This is a genomic window from Poseidonibacter lekithochrous (assembly GCF_013283835.1).
Lineage (GTDB): Bacteria > Campylobacterota > Campylobacteria > Campylobacterales > Arcobacteraceae > Poseidonibacter > Poseidonibacter lekithochrous.
Window position 1 is genome coordinate 957,575 of sequence record NZ_CP054052.1, and the last position, 18,763, is coordinate 976,337.

Consider the following 18,763-nt stretch of genomic DNA (forward strand, 5'->3'; position numbering starts at 1 on the left):
GAAGATAACTTCTCTACTTAATCAAAATCCATTCTTATTTGGGTTTGTCCTGTTGTTCCAAACTCATGATCTATTTGTTTTGCTATCTCTTTGAAGTTTATTCCTTGTACTTCTTTTAGACTTTTTAAAATCTGTTTTTTACCATTTATTAACTCTTTAGATTTTATACCATGGGAAATAGATAAACTAGCTTCCACAAATGCTGATAATTTATCACATTGTTTTAACGCTTCTCCATCAATTGCATTGTATTTATCATCATTGTATTTTGAGATATCATCTACTACTTTAATTTTATCTTCATATATTTTATTTAAAAATTCATCTTTTGAACCATCATATAAACCTAATATATATGAGAATTCATCATGCAAAGATTCTGGTACATTTGGTAAAATATCATCTTCAATTTTTATTATTTCATACTCAGCAATAATATCTGATAGTTCATCTACTGAATATTTTACAGGTGAAATAATATCTCGAGTAAGGGCTTCAGGTAAATCATGGAATAGGGCTGTAAAAAAGTTGTTTTGAAGTCGTTTTTCCCCTGCATTTATATCAATAGAATAAAAGTAGCTAAAAACGGCAACAGTAAGCATATGACCTAATACAGAAGTTTCTGGAACTCTAGGAGTTTGTGCCCAACGTTTTTGAAATCTAAGTCTTCCACTTAAATCTATAACCTTTGCGAGTTTTTTATTAAGTGCTATTTTTCTAACTGCTATTAATTCATAATAATCTTCTATTTCTTCTTCAACAGATTTTTTTACATCTTCTATATCACTTAAAAATTGACTTGTTTGATATACAATAGAAAATTCCCATTTAGTTGCTAAATAAGAAGCTGCTTTTAGAATAAACCGCTCTTTTTTATACATATCTGGGTTACTTAGGTATTCTTCAAATCTTTGTAAAAATTTACCATTGTTAATATCTTTAAGTGAGGGGGAGAGTTTTGAGATAACCCAAGTGTTTATCTCTTTAGATTTTTTTTGTAGAGCTTTTCTGAAGACATCTGGTCTAATATCTGTTACAACTATTCGCCGTAAGAATTCAAATATACCTGCTTCAATTAAGTGGGTGTAGTTTACATCTTTTTCTAACTTAGCAATAAAGTAAGCGATTATAAACTTGTGAGCTTGTTTATCAAGCTCTACAAGTTCAACCATCCTAGGATAATCATTCCATCGCTGGATTGATGCAGAAGAGAATATGTAATCTATAATCCTTGGATTTATCATGTTTCATCCTTTGGGTCATTTTTATCTTTTGTGTCATCTTTATTTTTTCCATCAAAAAACATCATCTTTTTCCCAAGTAGCATCAAAGCTACCACGACAGTCATCATTAGATATACTTGCCAAGGTTCTCTCATAATAAATCCTTTATGTGATTATTTGATTGTTATGCTCTACACGATCCCATTTTTGAAAGTGCATTGATTTTCTCAACTCTACCTTCATGTCTTCCACCTTCAAAAGATGCGTTATTCCATGAATCAATAATAGCTTCAACCATTCCAAATCCTGAAACTCTTTCACCCATACAAATTACATTAGCATCGTTGTGTTCTCTAGCCATTTTTGCAGAATATTCATTGTGACATAATGCTGCTCTAATTCCATCAAATTTATTTGCAGCCATAGACATACCAATACCAGAACCACAAATTAAAATACCTTTGCTTCCTTCTTCAGCTAATACACTTTCACATACTTTTGCTGCGTAATCTGGATAATCAACTCTATCTTTTGTATTTGGTCCTAAGTCTACTACTTCGTGACCTCTTGCTTCAAATAGCTCTTTTACATAAGCTTTGATATCAATACCAGCGTGATCTGCACCAATAAAATATTTCATATTAATAAATTCCTTCTTTGTGTTCAATTTTTTGTGACTTTTCGTCCATTTCTTTTTCTATAGAATCAACAGTTTTTAAAACTCTGTCCCATCTAATTTCTTTATTTTCATCCCAAGAGAAATATACTACCCATGGAGTTCCTACAATAAATTTATAAGGAACAGTTCCCCAGAATCTTGAATCATTTGAATGATCTCTATTATCACCCATCATAAATGTTTCATCTTCAGGAATTTTAATTGGTAACATATTAAATAATTCACTAGGATTTAATCCATTATTTACAACAGTTGGATCATTGTGAATACCGGGATGTTCTCTTTTGTATGGATTTACAACCCATAATCTATCTCCAACTTTGATAATGTCTTCTTTTGCATAATTTGCTTTGATAAAGTCATTACCTTCTTTTGGATGTAATAAAAGATTTTTATTTTGTAAAGCAACTAAGTCTCCACCTGTTGCTACGGCTCTTTTTACATAATGAATAGCATCGTTTTTAGGATATCTAAATACAACGATGTCACCTCTTTTTGGTCTATCACCTTCAATTAAGTGACCATTATCATTAAAATCAGGTAATACTTTTAATTCAATCCATGGAATTCTTGGTGTTGGAATACCATAAGAGAATTTTTTAACAAAAAGCATATCTCCAATTAAAAGAGTATTTTTCATAGAACCACTAGGAATTACAAAAGCCTGTGCTACGAAGAAAATAATTGTAAGAACAATTACAATCGTACCAGTCCAAGAAGAGGACCAGTTATATAGTTTTCTTAACATATTTATTTACTTTCTCTTTTATCTCTTAACTTAGCAGCTTTAAGAGTATTTTTAAGAAGCATTCCAATAGTCATAGGTCCAACTCCACCTGGAACTGGAGTAATGTAAGAACATTTTTCTTTACAATCTTCAAAGTCAGCATCACCAGTTAATTTTCCAGTATCTAATCTATTAATACCAACATCAATAACAATTGCACCTTCTTTTAACATATCAGCTTTAAGTAAATGAGGAACACCTACCGCAATTACAACAATATCAGCAGCTTTTGTATGAGCTGATAAGTCTTTAGTTCTTGAATTACATACTGTAACTGTAGCTTTTGCATTAGTTAAAAGTGATGCCATTGGTTTACCAACAATATCAGATGAACCAATAACGACTGCATTTTTTCCTGATAACTCAATATTATATTCTTCGAACATTCTCATTACACCAAATGGTGTTGCTGGTAAAAATGCATCTAGATTTGAAACCATTTTCCCTACATTGTATGGGTGGAAACCATCAACATCTTTTAAAGGATTAATTGCTTCTAATACAATTGTTGTATCAATATGTTTTGGTAATGGCAATTGAACTAAAATACCATCTAATTTTGGATTATTATTCATGTCTTCAATTAGAGCTAATAACTCTTCTTGAGTAATTGAAGAATCTTTTGTTACTACTTCTGAATAAATTCCTGCTGCTTCACAAGATTTATGTTTGCTATTTACATATGTTGCACTTGCAGCATCATCACCAACTAAAATAACTGCTAGACCAGGTGTTACACCTACCTGCTCTTTAAACTGAGCAACTTCAACTTTTACTTCTTCTTTGATTTTTGCCGATAACGCTTTACCATCAATTATTGTCATGGGGTTTGAACCTTATGTATGTTTTATTTTAATGAGATATATTATCTAAAATTCATTTACAAATAGTTAAATTCAATATTAGAATAAATCTTAAAGAAAGTTTTAGCAAAGTTTCTATATAATCTCGCCTCAAATTAAAATATAAAAGGATAGTTATGTTAGAGGGTATCGTAAGAGATAGTATGACAAAACAAGCTACAAAAACTTTAAGAAGAGATGGTTTCTTAATTGCGAACATCTACGGAAAAGGTTTAGAAAATGTTTCTGCTGCATTCAAAAAAAATGAATTCATTAAATTCTTAAGAGTTAAAGAAGAGATTGCTTTTGAAGTTAGCGTTGCAGGTAACACTTACAAAGTTGTAGTTCAAGAATATCAAAAATGTCCATTAACTTCAGATTTATTACATGTTGATTTAATGGTTGTTCAAGCTGGTGTTATTGCATCTTATAAAGTTCCTGTTAATACTACAGGTCTTGCTAAAGGGATCAAAAATAAAGGTCTTCTAATGGTTCACACTAACAGAGTTCCAGTTAAATGTGCTTTCGAGAACTTACCTCAAAGCTTCACATTAGACGTTACTGAGTTAGATACTGGTGATAATATCTTAATTAGAGATTTAGATTTCCCAGCTGACGTTAAGTGTTTCTTAGATCCAAGAGTTCCAGTTGTTGGTATCATTAAAGCTAAGTAATTAGATTAATGCATTTAATAATTGGTCTTGGAAATATTGGTGATAAATACCAATTAACACGACACAATGTAGGGTTTTTAGTAATCGATGAGATTACTAAAAATCTTACTACTGCAAATATAAACAAATCAAACTTTCAATCTACACTTTTAAAATCAGGTTATAACCTTTTTTCAAAACCAACTACTTATATGAATAATTCTGGTATTGCAGGTCATGCAATTAAAGAATATTATAAAATAGACTTAGAAGATATTATTGTTATACATGATGATTTAGATTTACCTTTTGGAACTGTAAAGTTCAAAATTGGTGGTGGTCATGGTGGTCATAATGGACTTAGATCTTTAGATGCTCATATTGGTAAAGAGTATATTAGAGTTAGAATTGGAATTGGTAAACCACAAGAAAAAGGTGATGTTGCAAATTATGTATTAAGCAACTTTTCAAAAGAAGAATTAAATAAACTACAAGATATAATAACTCATACTATTAAAGCCATAGATGCACTAAAAAAGGGTGCAGATATAGTCGAAGTAAAATCAAAATTTACATTGAAATAAAATGAGCATATTAACTAAATACATATTAAGAAAATACCTACTAAATTTTATCATTGTTCTTGTATCGTTGGAGTTATTTTTTGTTGGAATTGATTTTCTACAAAATTTCAAAAAACTTCCAGATTCTGCCAATCTACAACTATTATATTTATTATATAATTCATTTTTTACACTAACATTGGCTCTACCTTTATCTATTGTATTTGGATGGATAATTACTTTAGTAATATTTACTCGTAATAATGAACTTGTTGCTTTCCATGCTGTTGGAAGTACTAGTAATAAGATATATGCACCTGTTGTAAAGATTTCATTATTCCTAATTACACTATTAATTGCACTGCAAGCTACACCATTGGCTTATTCTTATGAACAAAAAAGAAAAATTGCAAATGGCGAGTATTTTATTAATACAAAAACAGATATTTTTTTAAAATATAATGATAATTATGTATATTTTGAAAAACTATTGCCTTTGGAAAAAAAGGCTGAAAATATCCACATTTATAAAATTAAAGGTGATGATATTATTCAAACTATTATTGCTAGAAATGCATACTTCCAAAAAGATAAATGGTATGTTGTAGATGCAAAAATAATAAATAAACCACAAGAATTAGACTTTGAAAACTCTAAATTAGATATTAGATATGAAAAGTTTTTACATACCTTAGAGGGCTTTAAACCGAAGATTCTAGACAATGTTTACGAATCGAAATCAAACTTCTCTATAATAGATGCAACATCAGCATTAATACTTTTATCAAATCAAGGTATTAATACTGATAAAATCAGAGGAATTTTATATAACCAAGTTTTCGTACCATTTTTTGTAATACCAGTACTTTTATTGGTATTTGCCTATTCATCATTAAATAGTAGGTTTTTTAATATTGGTAAATTTACTTCTTTTTCAATCTTTGGTACATTAATAGTATGGGGAATCTTCTTTATATTATTTAAATTTACTAGTGGTGGAGTAATTATTCCAGAATTTTCAATCCTATTACCAATGGTATTATGGGTACTTGGTGCATTGCTATTTTATAGAAAAAAAATGAACTCTTAAAAGGTAGATTTATGAAGTCACATATCAAAGCATATGGTGTAGTTCCTTATTTAGTTGAGAAAAATGATATAAAGATTTTATTATGTAAATCTGTAATGAGTAGGGAAAACTGGGGTTGTTTAAAAGGTCTTAGAATTAAAGACGAAACAGCTTTTGAATGTGCTAAAAGAGAGTTTTTTGAAGAGAGTTCAATAGATGTTGAAATAGCTTTATTTGAAGACTACTTTGAACAAATTAATTTAGAAAAAGATATTGGTATTTGGTTAGTGAATTCTGCTAATCTTGAAAACTTAGATGAAATGTTTACTGAGTATAAATTGAAAAGCAATCATTTATCATGGGAAAACTCTAAAGTGAAATATTTCTCTTTAGATGACTTGCCTCCTATTAAGAAGAAGCAAGTAACTTTAATAAAAGAGATTAAGGATTTTTTGAAAAGTAAGAATCTACACCATTAGCAATTCCATTTGCTAATAATTTCTGGTATTTAGTACTATAAAGCCTTTTACTCTCAGTTGGATGTGAAATATATCCTAACTCTATTAGAATAGAAGGCATTTGAGCACCTACAAGGACCCAAAATGGTCCTTCTCTTACTCCTGAGTCTTTTACTCCTCTAAAGCTCTTTTTAACTGATTGTAGCATTCCAGCTTGTGTATCAATAGCAAGTTTATGAGAGGCTGTAATTCTAGGTCTATTTAGTGATTCTAAAAATACTTTTTTAGTTGAATTACTCATTTTTCTAATATCAGTTCTATTCTCTTTTGCTGCAACTCTTTTAGCTCTTTCACTTCTTGCTGGGCTTAAGAAAAATGTTTCAATTCCTTGAATTCTATGAGCTTTACTTTTAGGAACTGAGTTTGCATGGACAGAAATAAATATATCAGCATTCTTTTTATTAGCTAAAATAGTTCTATTATTAACTTTAATAAATCTATCTTTATGTCTTGTAAGAAAAACTTTATGACCTCTTTGTTTTAAAATACTATATAGATATTTTGCTACTTTTAAAGTAACAACTTTTTCATATCTTTTATTAGGTCCTACTGCTCCTACATCTTTTGCCCCATGTCCTGCATCTATAACTATAGTTTTACTTGTGAAGTTTGCATAAGGCAGAGCAGGCGTAATGCTTGTTTGATTTGTATTTTTTAAATTAAGAATTTTGATTACCAATTCTCTTTTTTTCAAAGTATAAATAACTCTATAGTCTTTTTTATCACTTACTCTAATTCTAAGAGTTGAGTTATTCTTTTGACCAATAGAAATTTTCTCTAAACCATCTATTTTTAACTTTATTGGTTTAGCGTATTTGAACTTACCTTTTATATCAAAAATGTCTTGATATCTATTATTTGATTTATATGCAGTGTATTTTAAATCTCTATTTGAAAAGTTTTTATTAAATTGAACAACAATAGTGTTGTTTTTTGTAAACACTGTTTTGATTGAGTTTTTTCTATCAATATAAATATTTTTAAAAGTATCGCTTTTTTTAACAAAAACAGATTCATTTTTTGTTTTACTTATTATTTTTGTTTTTTTAGTAGTTTTTTTTAAATCATCAATAGAAATTACAACTTGTTTGTTATTTACCGAGAATGATGTTTTAAGATTTTTCTTATTTGCTATTACTACTCTTAATGTATCTGATTTAAATTGTCCTACAACAATTTTTTCTACACCTTTGATTTTTAATTTAGTACCTCTTACATGTGAATAAGCACCTTTTAAATCATATACATCTTTGTGTTGTGGTTTTTGTTTTAATTCAAAGAAACGAACTATATCTTTGGAAATATTATGTGTATAATTTATTACTATAGTATTTTCAAAAGTATAAATTGATTGAATTGCATTAAACTTGTAATTAGTTTTTTTATTGTCAGTTTTTTTTACAAGAGTATTTTGTTCAATTTTTATAGGAGCAATTTTTTTACCTAGAGTTTTATTTTGCCTCTCTATTAAAATTTCTAATTTCTTTTTATCTGGAGTTGTGTTTTTGTTTAGTTTTTCACCTAGAACTATTAGTTTTTTAAGTTCTTTGATTTTTGTTTCATGATCTTTTTTTAGTACTGCTTTAAGATAATTCATTCGTGAAGAATGATACTCATCTTTCAAATTCTCTTGTGCTAATGCAGAAAAAGAGAAAATGAATGATAAGGAAATAAGAATAAAAAATTTTTTAAAAATTTTTATTCTCCTTGAGTAAGTTTTTCAATTAATTCTTTAACTGAAATAATCTTATCAATTTTATAACCATTTGCACCTGTGAAGAACAGACCTGTATCTTCATCACCGTTATATGCAGCACCAAGTCTATCAGCAATACAATAACCAACAGCTTTAGCTTCAACACCTCTATTACAAGGAGCTACACAGTTTGAAATACACTGTACTTTTGGTGCTGTATTATTTTCCATAGAGAATTGTAAATTAGTTCTAACAGATCTTGCTGGTAATCCAACAGGAGATTTTCCTAATTTAATATCATCTTCTTTTGCATTTAATAATACATTTTTTAAGTTTGCGTGAGCATCACACTCGTAAGTACCAATAAATCTAGTTGCCATTTGTACCCCAGTACAACCTTTAGCTTGGAACTTTTCAATATCTTTTTTGTCCCATACTCCACCAGCAGCAATAATAGGAATATCTTCTCCCCAGTTTTTTGCTTCTTCAATTACAGGTTCAACTATATTTTCTAATTGGAATTCTTCTTTGAAACAATCTTCATATTTGAAACCTTGATGACCACCACTTAATGGACCTTCAACGATAATTGCATCTGGAACTCTATTATATTTTTTCCATTTTTTACAAATTAGTTTTAATGCTCTTGCACTTGAAACGATTGGAACTAATGCTACATCTGGAAAGTCTTGTGTAAATTCTGGCATATTTGTAGGAAGTCCAGCTCCCGTGATAATAATATTAATACCAGCTTCACAAGCATCTTTTACCATTCTTCCATAATCATTACATGCATATAAAATATTACAAGCTAATGGAGCATCTCCACAAATTTTTCTTGCATTTGCTACAATTTCAAAAAATGATTCTCTTGAATAAAAGTTCATTGCATCTTTTGGTTTATCTTTTCTCATTACTACTTGAACATTTTCACTCATGTTTCTGTAGTAACCAGTACCAACTGATGAAATTACACCTAATGCACCTTCTTTACTTACGTTTCCAGCTAATTGATCCCAACTTATTCCAACACCCATTCCACCTTGGATGATTGGGTGTTTAATCTCATATTTACCTATTCTCAAAATTAGCCCTTTATTTTATTAATATCTTAGCGAAATTCTTTTTACCTTTTTGTAAAATATACTCGCCTTGCTCTAAATTTAGCTTATCATCTGTTACTTTTTCTTGATTAAGTTTAACAGCACCTGCTTTTATGTCTCTTCTTGCTTGTGATGTAGAATTTACAAGTTTTGAATCAACTAATGCTGCACCAATCCAAGTTCCTGCTTCAAAAGTATATTCATCCATTTCTGTTGGAACATCTTTTTTTGCAAATACTTTTTTGAATTCAGCTTTTGATTCTTCACCTTTTCCCTCACCGTGGAATCTATCAACAATTTCAATTGCTAATGAATCTTTTACATCTTTAGGATGTAGAGTTTTATTCTCAACACCAGCTTTTAATTCTTCAATTTCATTTAATGATTTTGTAGATAATAATTCGTAGTATCTCCACATTAATTCATCTGAAACCGATAATACTTTTCCAAACATATCAAATGCTTCATCTGTAACACCAATATAATTACCTAATGATTTAGACATTTTTTGAATACCATCTAAACCTTCTAAAATAGGCATCATTAATACTGCTTGTTGTTTTCCACAGTTATATGCTTTTTGTAGTGTTCTTCCCATAAGTAAGTTAAACTTCTGATCTGTTCCACCTAATTCTATATCAGTTTTCATTGCAACTGAATCATAACCTTGAAGTAATGGATATGTAAACTCACTTACTGCTATTGGTGTATTTGTAGAATATCTTTTTGAGAAATCATCTCTTTCTAACATTCTAGCTACTGTTAAGTTTGATGCCAATGCAATTAATCCACCAGTACCTAGTTCTTTTAACCACTTAGAGTTAAACATAACTTCAGTTTTTGCAGGATCTAAGATTTTGAATACTTGTTCTTTATAAGATTGAGCATTATCTAAAACATCTTGTTCACTTAAAACTTTTCTAGTTTCACTTTTACCTGTTGGGTCACCAATAGTTGCTGTGAAATCTCCAATTAAAAATTGAACAATTCCTCCAAATCTTTGGAATGTTGCTAATTTTTGAATTAGTACTGTATGTCCTAAGTGTAAATCAGGTGCAGTTGGATCAAATCCAGCTTTTACATAGAAGTTTTCACCTGTTTCATAATATCTAGTAATTAATTTCTCAATTGCTTCGATATCAATTATTTCTGATGTTCCTCTTTGTATTTCATTTAATGCTTCTTGAACTTTCTTTTCCATTAACTTCATCTATCCTTTTACCTAATTTTTATATGCATCTTTTTTTGAAAAGAATTCTATAACTTTTACTTTTTTTTCTACTAATTTTCTAACTTCATCTATATTTGATTTATTTATTTCAAATTCTATATCACAATATTGTCGATATGAATGTTTTTGTCTACCATAATCTACAGATAAAATATAACCTGCATATTGTGACATATATGTTAATAATCTTGCTAATTCACCTTTTGTATTTGGTAAGCTAACAACCATCTTGTATTGGTACAATGTGTCCTTTGTCCATTTACAAAATAGCATTTGATGTTTTGTTCTAATTTTATCATAAGCTTTATCACACATTTTATGGTGAATAATCGCTTCGTTTCCATTTCTAAATGCTACAATATCATCTCCAAATTTTGGGTGACAACAGTGGTCAAATGATACAGAATTTATACTAAAATTAGAATATATTAGAATGTTGTCAAATTTAAATTCTTTAACTTTACTAGTTAAGATTTTAAATCTAGTCATTATTCCTCTATCTCTTACTATTTTTTTCTCAATAGTTTGTTTTACATGTTTAAAATAGTCAAGAATTTGAGGTATTTTATATGGTGTATCTATTTCATGTTTTTTTGAAATTTCATTATGATATCTTGAAAAGATTGTATCAATAATATTTTTTCCATACATTACATCAATTTCTTTTTGTCTATGAGCACATAAAAGTCTTATTTGTTTTTTTGCACGAGAAGTTTTAACCATATCGTACCAAGAACATCTAGCTATTTCTTCTTCACTTGTCTCAACTGATACAATATCGGTACTTTTAAGCTCTGTTAATAGAGGTTTCTTGATTTTATTGATGTAACACGTTGTTGCTTTTTTACCAATATCAGTATGTACTGCATAGGCAAAATCGTAAGCAGTTGAACCAAGAGGTAAACTAAAAGTTTCACCTTTTGGAGAATAAACAACTATATCTTCGCCGTGTAAATCATCTTTTGTTTCTTGATAGAATTCTTCTACATTTTCATTAGAAAATTCTAGAGATTTTAACCAGTTTAAATTAGTTGTTTGTTTTGCCCCAGATTTGTATTTCCAGTGGGCTGCAATACCAAATTCTGCTACCTTATTCATCTCAAAAGATCTGATTTGAATCTCATAAATTTTAGAATTACAGAAAACAGTTGTATGTATCGTTTGGTAACCATTTTCCTTAGGTGTAGCAACATAATCTTTAAATCTAGAGATTAAAGGTTTATACTCTAAATGAATAAACCCTAACACTTTATAACAATCAATGTCATCTTCAACTAATATTCTAATTGCAAATAAATCAAGAACTTCATCAATAGAAATTCCCTTTCTTTGTAGTTTTAAATAAATAGAATAGTGATGTTTTATTCTGCTATAAATTTTAATTTTTTCCAAATCAAAACCATTTTTTTCAAGAAGCGATTTTGTTGTTGATATAAAATTATTAAATGTTAATTGAATTGCATGTTGCTGTTCTTTTAAGAAGGTATCAATTTTTTTATATTCATTTGGATAAATATAAAAAAATGCTAAATCTTCAAGAGTATTTTTAAGTGTAGAAATACCAAGTCTATTTGCAATTGGTACATAAACAACTAAAGTCTCTTCTGCAATTCTTTTTTGTTTATTAGCAGGTAATGCTGACAGTGTAAGCATATTATGTAGTCTGTCACATAATTTAACAACTAAAACTCTAACATCATCAATTGATGCAATTAACATTTTTCTAAATGTTAAAGCTGAAGATATTAGTTTTGAGTCGTTATTGCTTGATGATGGTATAAACTCATTTTCTCTAATTTCTACAATCTTAGTAAGACCGTCAACCATATGAGCAATATCATTTCCCCATCTTTGTTCAATGTAATCTAGTGAAAAATTAGTATCTTCCACAACATCATGAAGCAGGGCAGTTGCAATAATAGGTTCATCTTGTGAAAAGTGTGCAGTAATACAAGCAACAAGAATTGGATGCACGCAATAAGGTTCACCGCTTTTTCTATATTGTCCTTCGTGGGCTTCAATAATAAAGCTTATTAAGTCTTGTAATTTAGGAGTTATAGTAGTTTGATTACGAAGTTCTTCTAGAGCTTCCTCAACAGTATTGATATTTTGAATTTTGTGTATAAATGGATCCATTTTCCCCAACTTTAGTTATAAAAGCTTACGCTTTTATAACTATTCTTTATCTACAAGACCTTCGATTTTAAGTAATCCACCTGCAATTTCATCAATTGCAATGTCTGTATATTTCATGTTCTGAGTGTTTTGCTCTAATAAAGGTTTAGCACCTTTACTTAATTCATCCGCTCTTTGTCCAACAGCAATAGCTAAAATATATCTATCATTATTTACTTGCTTTAACGCTTTTGACATTCTTTCTTCTAATCTCATTAAAAATCCTTCGATAAATTTTTTATTTTACAATAGAACATTTACTATAATCACCAGTAATGATTTTTAGTAAATTTCCTTTTTCATTCATATTTGCAACAACTATAGGAAGTTTGTTGTCTTTTGCTAATGCAATAGCAGTATCATCCATAACTTTGATATGATCTTCTAATGCTTGATCGTATGAAATTGTTTCTAATTTCACAGCATCTTCAAACTTCATTGGATCTTTATTATAAATACCATCAACCTTAGTTGCTTTAATAAGCATAGTAGCTCCAATTTCTGTAGCTCTTAAAGTTGCTGCTGTATCTGTAGTAAAGTATGGGTTACCTGTACCTGCACTAAAAATTACAACTCTATTTTTTTCTAAATGTCTCATTGCTTTTCTTACAATAAACGGTTCAGCAATTTGTTCCATTTTAATAGCAGTTTGTAATCTTGCACTTAAGCCTTTATGCTCTAATGCTTCTTGCATTGCAATTCCATTGATAACAGTTCCTAACATTCCCATGTAGTCACCACTTGTTCTTTTAATAATGCCATCAGCTGCAGCTGTAACACCTCTAATAATGTTACCTCCACCAATTACGATACCAACTTCAATATTATTGTCGACTAGCTCTTTAATCTCTTCGGCAATATAATCCAAAATTTGTGTATCAATACCATAACCTTCTTCACCTGCTAATGCTTCACCAGAAAATTTTACAAGTACTCTTTTATTCATCAATAATTCCTTTACAATTTTGCGATTATATCTAAAAATTGATTAATCTTTGTTTAACATTAAATTTAACTAAGTGCCCATTCATAAAAAGGAAGTACAGATATTTCAAAGTTTTTATGAGTTATTTTCTCATCATTCGAAATTGTTATAATATTTAATTCTTTTATTTCGTATTCATCCATGACTTTATATATCTTTTTTAGTGTTGAACCCATTAAGAAAGTGTTAAAAAATGGGATGGCAACTATTGCTAAAGCTTTTGACTTAATATAAAAATCTATATTATCTAGATAGTGTAAATTTTTATATTTATTTACTAATTCTAAAAAAATCATATTTGAAAATTCATTTTTAAATTTTTTATTATGAGAAATTGCATTTAAAAAAGAGTGATTATATGAATACAATTTTTTTGTTGCTTTATCTTGGTTATATTTAGCTAAAAAATATATAGTTTTATTGGTTTCTAGTTTTTTACAAGTATCATAAAATTTATCTTTTGAAATTTTTATTTTAGATTTTAAAGTATTAAACATCTGTAATAAAGATTTTTTTTCATCAATATTTTCAAATAAAATCTTTAAAATTTCAAAATGAGTGTCATTTAATGATTGAAGTTTTAATATTTCTTGTAGTCTATGAATTTTTTTATATTCATCCACATGGAGAACTCCAGGTAAATTTCCATATTTTAAAAAAACATTAAAACTTTGAGTAATATTTTGGTGTCTATGATCATGTAATAAATATTCCTCAAAATCTAAGCCAGTTACAATTGCATTTTTATAACCTTTTAATTTTTTTTCCATATTTGTAGTAATAATTATATTTTCACAATATGGTAAATCAAATTCAAAAGAGAAGTTTTCTAAAACCAATGTCTTAATTTTCTTTTGTCTAAGAAAACTATCTAAAAACTCTTCAATTTCTAAAATATTATTTCTTGAATCTTTTATATCAATATATAGGTATTCGTCATTTTTAAATTGAGATAAATAATCATAAATTAAAAAACTTTTGCCTGTTTTTGCTGCACCTGTTATTATTGTTTTGGGGTGAGTGATTTTGATTTTTCGTTCCATGAAATTAATTTTTGAAAAATTAATTTCATAACAGGCTTCTAGTGTTTTCATTTACTGTTTATTAGTGTAATTGCTTCTTTGATTGCATTTACATAAGATTTTGTATTTAGTTTTTCATTTTTATATGCAATATTAAATGCAGTTCCATGATCAACTGATGTTCTAATAATTGGTAAGTTAAGACTTACATTAATACTTTGATCAAAATATAGTGCTTTTAGTGGAGCTAAACCTTGGTCATGGTACATTGCAACAAAATATTTGTAGTTTTTCCTAGACATTGGAGAAAAGGCTATATCTGGCACTAATGGCCCTTTAAAGATATTAGAACCTAAAGTTTTATTAGCATTTTTAATAGCTTTAAAAATATGAACTTCTTCATCACCTAAAACTCCATTATCACTTGCATGTGGATTTAAACCTAAAACACCAATATTATCACTTTTTACATTATTGTAATAATCAATAAAAAATTGAGTTAAATCTTTTTCATTAACTTTTTTTGCAACTTTTCTTAATGGTATATGTTCTGTAAATAATCCAACAAACATTTTTTTACAACCTAACATCATTATTGCATTTTTACCAAAATAATCTCGAAGTACTTCTGTATGGCCTTTATATTTAATATCAGCTTTATTCCATGCTTCTTTATTAATTGGTAAAGTACAAATTGCATCAACTTCTTTTTTATCAGCTAAATCAATTGCTTGCATAAATGAGTCATAAGAAAATTTACCAGATTTTTCACTAACTTTCCCTGCTTTAATTTCAAAGTCACCTTTTGTTTTAGCAATATTAAAATTTTTGGGAACTTCTAAATCTAACTCTTTTGCTGCTCTTTTTAGCATCTTATTATTAATACAATATATTGGTTCACATAGTTTTGATATTTTTTCATGAGATTTAAATGCAATTTCAATTCCAATCCCATTTAAGTCCCCAACACTAATAGCAATTTTAGGTTTCATTTTTAGCCTTACTTAATTAAGTTTTTCATATCTATAATTGCATCTTTTAAACCAGTGAAAACTGATCTAGCAATTATACTTTGCCCAATGTTTAACTCTTCTATTTCTTTAATTGTAGAAATTAATGTAACATTTTGATAGTTTAATCCATGTCCCGCTGCTACTTTTAAATTATTTTTAACGGCATGTTTAGAAGATTTTTTAATTTCTTTAATTGAAGCATCTAGTTTTGAAGATAACTCTTTTTTAGATAATTCTAAATCTTTAATACTATGGTGTGTATTTCTTAGATTTGAATTTAACATTGCATAAACATTTGCAAATGTTCCTGTATGTAGTTCAATCCACTCAACTTTTAATTTTGAAGACAATTCAATAATCTCTTTATTTGGATCAATAAATAGTGATACTTCAATTTCATGTTCATGTAGTTTTTTAATAGCTTTTTGAAGTTTTTTATAACTTCCTTTTACATCAAGTCCACCCTCTGTTGTAACTTCTTCCCTTTTTTCAGGTACAAGTGTAGCCCGTGCTGGTTTTAATTTACAAACAATATCAATGATTTCTTCATCAATAGAACACTCTAAGTTTACTGGTAATGATGATTGTTCAATAATTACTTTTGCATCATTATCATGAATATGACGTCTGTCTTCTCTTAAATGAATAGTAATTTGGTCAGCACCTGATAGTTTACAAATAGGTAGTGCATCTAATGGGTTTGGATCGTTTATTTTTCTAGCTTCTCTTAAAACTGCGATGTGGTCTATATTTACGCCAAGTAACAATGTGAGTCCTTTAATATTAGCATTATTTTAGTTTTGAAATAATAGCTAATATTAAATAAAGAAGAGAAGTTATTTTAGTTTTTTAAGATAAATCTTTTAGTGTAGCAATATTTGCAGCTAGTTTATTATGTACTTCTAGGTATTCGTCTTCTGGCTTAGAATCAGCAACAACTCCTGCTCCTGCTTGGAAGATTACTTTATCTTCTGTAAGCATAGTTGTTCTAATTGTAATTGCAGAATCCATATTTCCATCGAATCCAAAGTAAGCAATACTTCCTGAATAGAAGTTTCTTTTAATTCCTTCAAATTGTGCAATTAATTCCATAGCTCTAATTTTTGGAGCTCCTGTCATTGTTCCTGCTGTAAAAGTAGCAGCAAACAGATCAAACATGTCGTATTTGTCATCAATAACAGCTTCTACATCAGATACGATATGCATTACGTGTGAGTATCTTTCAATCCTCATTAGGTCAGTTACTTTTACAGTTCCTGGTTTTGCAACACGTCCTACATCATTTCTACCTAAGTCAACAAGCATTAAATGTTCAGCTCTCTCTTTAGTATCATTGATAAGTTCAGTTTCCATTTCTAAATCTTTATCAATTGTTTTACCTCTTTTTCTAGTACCAGCAATTGGTCTTAAAAGTAAGTGTCCATCAGTAAGTTTAATCATAACTTCTGGTGAAGATCCTGCAATAGAAAAGTCTTCAAATTCTAGGAAAAACAGATAAGGACTTGGATTTTTTGATCTTAATGCTCTATAGAAACTTAAGTGATCTACTTTTGCTTTTTGAATAAATCTATTAGACATTAGAATTTGGAATACATCTCCACTTCTTACCATCTCTTTAGATTTTGCAACCATATTAAAAAACTCTTCTTTTGAGAAATTGAATTTCCCTTCATCTAATATTTCTGCTTTTTTAAGTGGTGTGAATTGATAAGGTGTAAATAATTCATCTTCAATTACTTGAAGTTCTTCTTTTAAATCATCAATTGAAGTAACCATAATTAATTTAGATGTTTTATGAGAAAAACCTAAAATAATTTTTGGTCTAATTAAATCTAAATCAGGAATATTAAGTTGATCAACTAAATTATTCATAGAACCTTTTAGTTTTGGTTCAAACTCTTTTCCAATATCATAACCTATATTTCCAATAAATCCATCAACTAATCCAATTCCTAATTCTTGTGCTTTTGCTTTATAGAATTCTTTGTCAAAGTTTTTGTAATATTCTTTTAGAAATGATAGTGGATTTGATTCTACTTCTTCTACATTCCCTTCTTCGTTTTTATAGAAACAAGTATTATTTTCGTACCAAACTCGCTCTCTATCTCCAATTGCTATAAATGAGTAATTCCCATCACTTGAGTTAATAGTACTTTCGAATAAAAAAGTTACCTCATTTTTATATAATGATTTAACTTTTTCGTAAATTGAAACTGGTGTAAATTGGTCTAAAAATAGTTCTTTACTATAAAAATTCATTCTTCTTTATCTGCTCTTAAAATTTTAATACATAAGCACTTGAAATACTTAGTTTTTTCTTTATATTATCTATATTCTGTTTTGCTACTGCTCTTGATGAATATGGGCCAATTAATACTTTGTTATAAAGTTTACCTTTAATATCTACTTGATGTACTTTATATTTTAAACTGGCATTTCTGATTTTTGAAATATAACTATCTGAAGGTTTCTTTGTAAAAGCACCAACTTGAACAAAATAACCTTTTGGTGATGAAGTTGATGAACTATTTACTAAGTCTTTGATACTTTTCTTTGGTTCAACTTTTTTAACTACTTTTTTTACAATAGGTTTTTTTTCTACAACTTTTTTAACAACTGCTTTTTCAACAGTTTTCTTTTTTTGCTCAATTTTTTTGATAGTTTCATCTAAGTCATCATTAGTAATAACTTCTTTTACTTCTTCAATTTTATTAGTTTCTTTAATAGAATTTAGTTTCTCTTCTGAAAGAGTTTCTTCTTTCTTTTCACTAGCTTTTTTCTTAATACTATCATTCATGATTTTTTGGAAGTTCTCATCGATATTACTATCTTCTTGAGACTTATTCACTTCAATAGAATTAGGTTTGTTTGCAGTAAAAGGATCTTCTTGTGTACTATCAGTTAAAAGGCGAATAACAATAATAGTTAATAAAAATAATACAATTAGAATAACCCCAAGTACTAAATACTTCTTTTTATTCTCTTCATTTGAAGCTGTTGTTTCTAACATAATATTACCAAGTTCTTGTTCGTTTGGCTCTTCACTTATTGTCTTATTTGACGTTGGTGGAGTATTACTTATTGTAGACTCAACTTCTTCTAATTCATTTAACTTCTGTTCAAGTTCTTCACGTTCTTGTTGAACTTGAATTCTCTTTAAAAAATCATCGCCTTTTATTTCCATTACTGATCCTTATTCATTAA

The 18,763-nt window shown here is 28.4% G+C and carries 20 protein-coding genes; 4 read left to right on the top strand and 16 right to left on the bottom strand.

Features of this window, described 5'->3' with window-relative positions; all coding sequences use genetic code 11:
- Nucleotides 1–17: 17 nt before the first annotated feature.
- From ALEK_RS04695 to folD, 5 genes are read right to left on the bottom strand one after another with little or no spacing between them, the layout of a single operon-like run.
- Nucleotides 18–1,244, bottom strand: coding sequence for an HD domain-containing protein (locus ALEK_RS04695; protein ID WP_071627329.1), 1,227 nt, complete (start codon nucleotides 1,242–1,244; stop codon nucleotides 18–20).
- Entirely contained in the window at nucleotides 1,241–1,378 is a 138-nt protein-coding gene (locus tag ALEK_RS04700; RefSeq protein ID WP_164072449.1) for a hypothetical protein, read from the bottom strand. Before ALEK_RS04700 ends, ALEK_RS04695 begins: the two co-directional genes overlap by 4 nt.
- A gap of 29 nt (nucleotides 1,379–1,407) precedes the next feature.
- Nucleotides 1,408–1,863 (bottom strand): ribose 5-phosphate isomerase B, encoded by a 456-nt coding sequence (gene rpiB, locus ALEK_RS04705; protein WP_071627328.1) that lies wholly within the window; start codon nucleotides 1,861–1,863, stop codon nucleotides 1,408–1,410.
- Between the two features lies 1 nt (nucleotide 1,864).
- A complete protein-coding gene (gene lepB / locus ALEK_RS04710) occupies nucleotides 1,865–2,650 on the bottom strand; it encodes a signal peptidase I (protein ID WP_071627327.1) in 786 nt (261 codons plus the stop codon).
- A 2-nt stretch (nucleotides 2,651–2,652) separates the two neighbouring features.
- Nucleotides 2,653–3,513 (bottom strand): bifunctional methylenetetrahydrofolate dehydrogenase/methenyltetrahydrofolate cyclohydrolase FolD, encoded by an 861-nt coding sequence (gene folD, locus ALEK_RS04715; RefSeq protein ID WP_071627326.1) that lies wholly within the window; start codon nucleotides 3,511–3,513, stop codon nucleotides 2,653–2,655.
- Nucleotides 3,514–3,668: 155 nt separating this feature from the next.
- On the opposite strand from folD, the gene ALEK_RS04720 reads away from it, so the two are divergent.
- The 4 genes from ALEK_RS04720 to ALEK_RS04735 are packed head-to-tail and all read left to right on the top strand — an operon-like array spanning nucleotide 3,669 to nucleotide 6,295.
- Entirely contained in the window at nucleotides 3,669–4,205 is a 537-nt protein-coding gene (locus tag ALEK_RS04720; protein WP_071627325.1) for a 50S ribosomal protein L25/general stress protein Ctc, read from the top strand.
- 8 nt (nucleotides 4,206–4,213) lie between these two features.
- Nucleotides 4,214–4,768, top strand: a complete 555-nt coding sequence (pth, locus tag ALEK_RS04725) for an aminoacyl-tRNA hydrolase (protein ID WP_071627324.1) — start codon at nucleotides 4,214–4,216, stop codon at nucleotides 4,766–4,768.
- A 1-nt stretch (nucleotide 4,769) separates the two neighbouring features.
- Complete coding sequence (locus tag ALEK_RS04730) at nucleotides 4,770–5,837, top strand: LptF/LptG family permease (RefSeq protein ID WP_071627323.1); 1,068 nt, start codon at nucleotides 4,770–4,772, stop codon at nucleotides 5,835–5,837.
- 11 nt (nucleotides 5,838–5,848) lie between these two features.
- Nucleotides 5,849–6,295 (top strand): NUDIX domain-containing protein, encoded by a 447-nt coding sequence (locus ALEK_RS04735; RefSeq protein WP_071627322.1) that lies wholly within the window; start codon nucleotides 5,849–5,851, stop codon nucleotides 6,293–6,295.
- On the opposite strand, the gene ALEK_RS04740 is transcribed toward ALEK_RS04735, so the two are convergent.
- From ALEK_RS04740 to ALEK_RS04790, 11 genes are all read right to left on the bottom strand, one after another.
- Nucleotides 6,258–7,931 (bottom strand): N-acetylmuramoyl-L-alanine amidase family protein, encoded by a 1,674-nt coding sequence (locus ALEK_RS04740; RefSeq protein ID WP_083574671.1) that lies wholly within the window; start codon nucleotides 7,929–7,931, stop codon nucleotides 6,258–6,260. The genes ALEK_RS04735 and ALEK_RS04740 overlap by 38 nt on opposite strands.
- A gap of 101 nt (nucleotides 7,932–8,032) precedes the next feature.
- Nucleotides 8,033–9,115 (bottom strand): nitronate monooxygenase, encoded by a 1,083-nt coding sequence (locus ALEK_RS04745; protein WP_071627321.1) that lies wholly within the window; start codon nucleotides 9,113–9,115, stop codon nucleotides 8,033–8,035.
- A 10-nt stretch (nucleotides 9,116–9,125) separates the two neighbouring features.
- Entirely contained in the window at nucleotides 9,126–10,334 is a 1,209-nt protein-coding gene (gene tyrS, locus ALEK_RS04750; RefSeq protein ID WP_071627320.1) for a tyrosine--tRNA ligase, read from the bottom strand.
- A gap of 21 nt (nucleotides 10,335–10,355) precedes the next feature.
- A complete protein-coding gene (locus ALEK_RS04755) occupies nucleotides 10,356–12,500 on the bottom strand; it encodes a RelA/SpoT family protein (RefSeq protein ID WP_071627319.1) in 2,145 nt (714 codons plus the stop codon).
- A gap of 39 nt (nucleotides 12,501–12,539) precedes the next feature.
- Nucleotides 12,540–12,755, bottom strand: coding sequence for a DNA-directed RNA polymerase subunit omega (locus ALEK_RS04760; protein ID WP_071627318.1), 216 nt, complete (start codon nucleotides 12,753–12,755; stop codon nucleotides 12,540–12,542).
- A 22-nt stretch (nucleotides 12,756–12,777) separates the two neighbouring features.
- Nucleotides 12,778–13,485, bottom strand: a complete 708-nt coding sequence (gene pyrH / locus ALEK_RS04765; RefSeq protein WP_071627317.1) for a UMP kinase — start codon at nucleotides 13,483–13,485, stop codon at nucleotides 12,778–12,780.
- Between the two features lie 65 nt (nucleotides 13,486–13,550).
- Nucleotides 13,551–14,618 (bottom strand): ATP-binding protein, encoded by a 1,068-nt coding sequence (locus ALEK_RS04770; RefSeq protein WP_071627316.1) that lies wholly within the window; start codon nucleotides 14,616–14,618, stop codon nucleotides 13,551–13,553.
- Nucleotides 14,615–15,538, bottom strand: coding sequence for a 4-hydroxythreonine-4-phosphate dehydrogenase (gene pdxA / locus ALEK_RS04775; RefSeq protein WP_071627315.1), 924 nt, complete (start codon nucleotides 15,536–15,538; stop codon nucleotides 14,615–14,617). Before pdxA ends, ALEK_RS04770 begins: the two co-directional genes overlap by 4 nt.
- A gap of 8 nt (nucleotides 15,539–15,546) precedes the next feature.
- Nucleotides 15,547–16,326, bottom strand: a complete 780-nt coding sequence (locus tag ALEK_RS04780; RefSeq protein ID WP_071627314.1) for a pyridoxine 5'-phosphate synthase — start codon at nucleotides 16,324–16,326, stop codon at nucleotides 15,547–15,549.
- Nucleotides 16,327–16,408: 82 nt separating this feature from the next.
- Nucleotides 16,409–17,818, bottom strand: a complete 1,410-nt coding sequence (locus ALEK_RS04785) for an anthranilate synthase component I family protein (protein ID WP_071627313.1) — start codon at nucleotides 17,816–17,818, stop codon at nucleotides 16,409–16,411.
- A gap of 16 nt (nucleotides 17,819–17,834) precedes the next feature.
- Entirely contained in the window at nucleotides 17,835–18,743 is a 909-nt protein-coding gene (locus ALEK_RS04790) for an SPOR domain-containing protein (protein ID WP_071627312.1), read from the bottom strand.
- Nucleotides 18,744–18,763 lie beyond the last annotated feature (20 nt).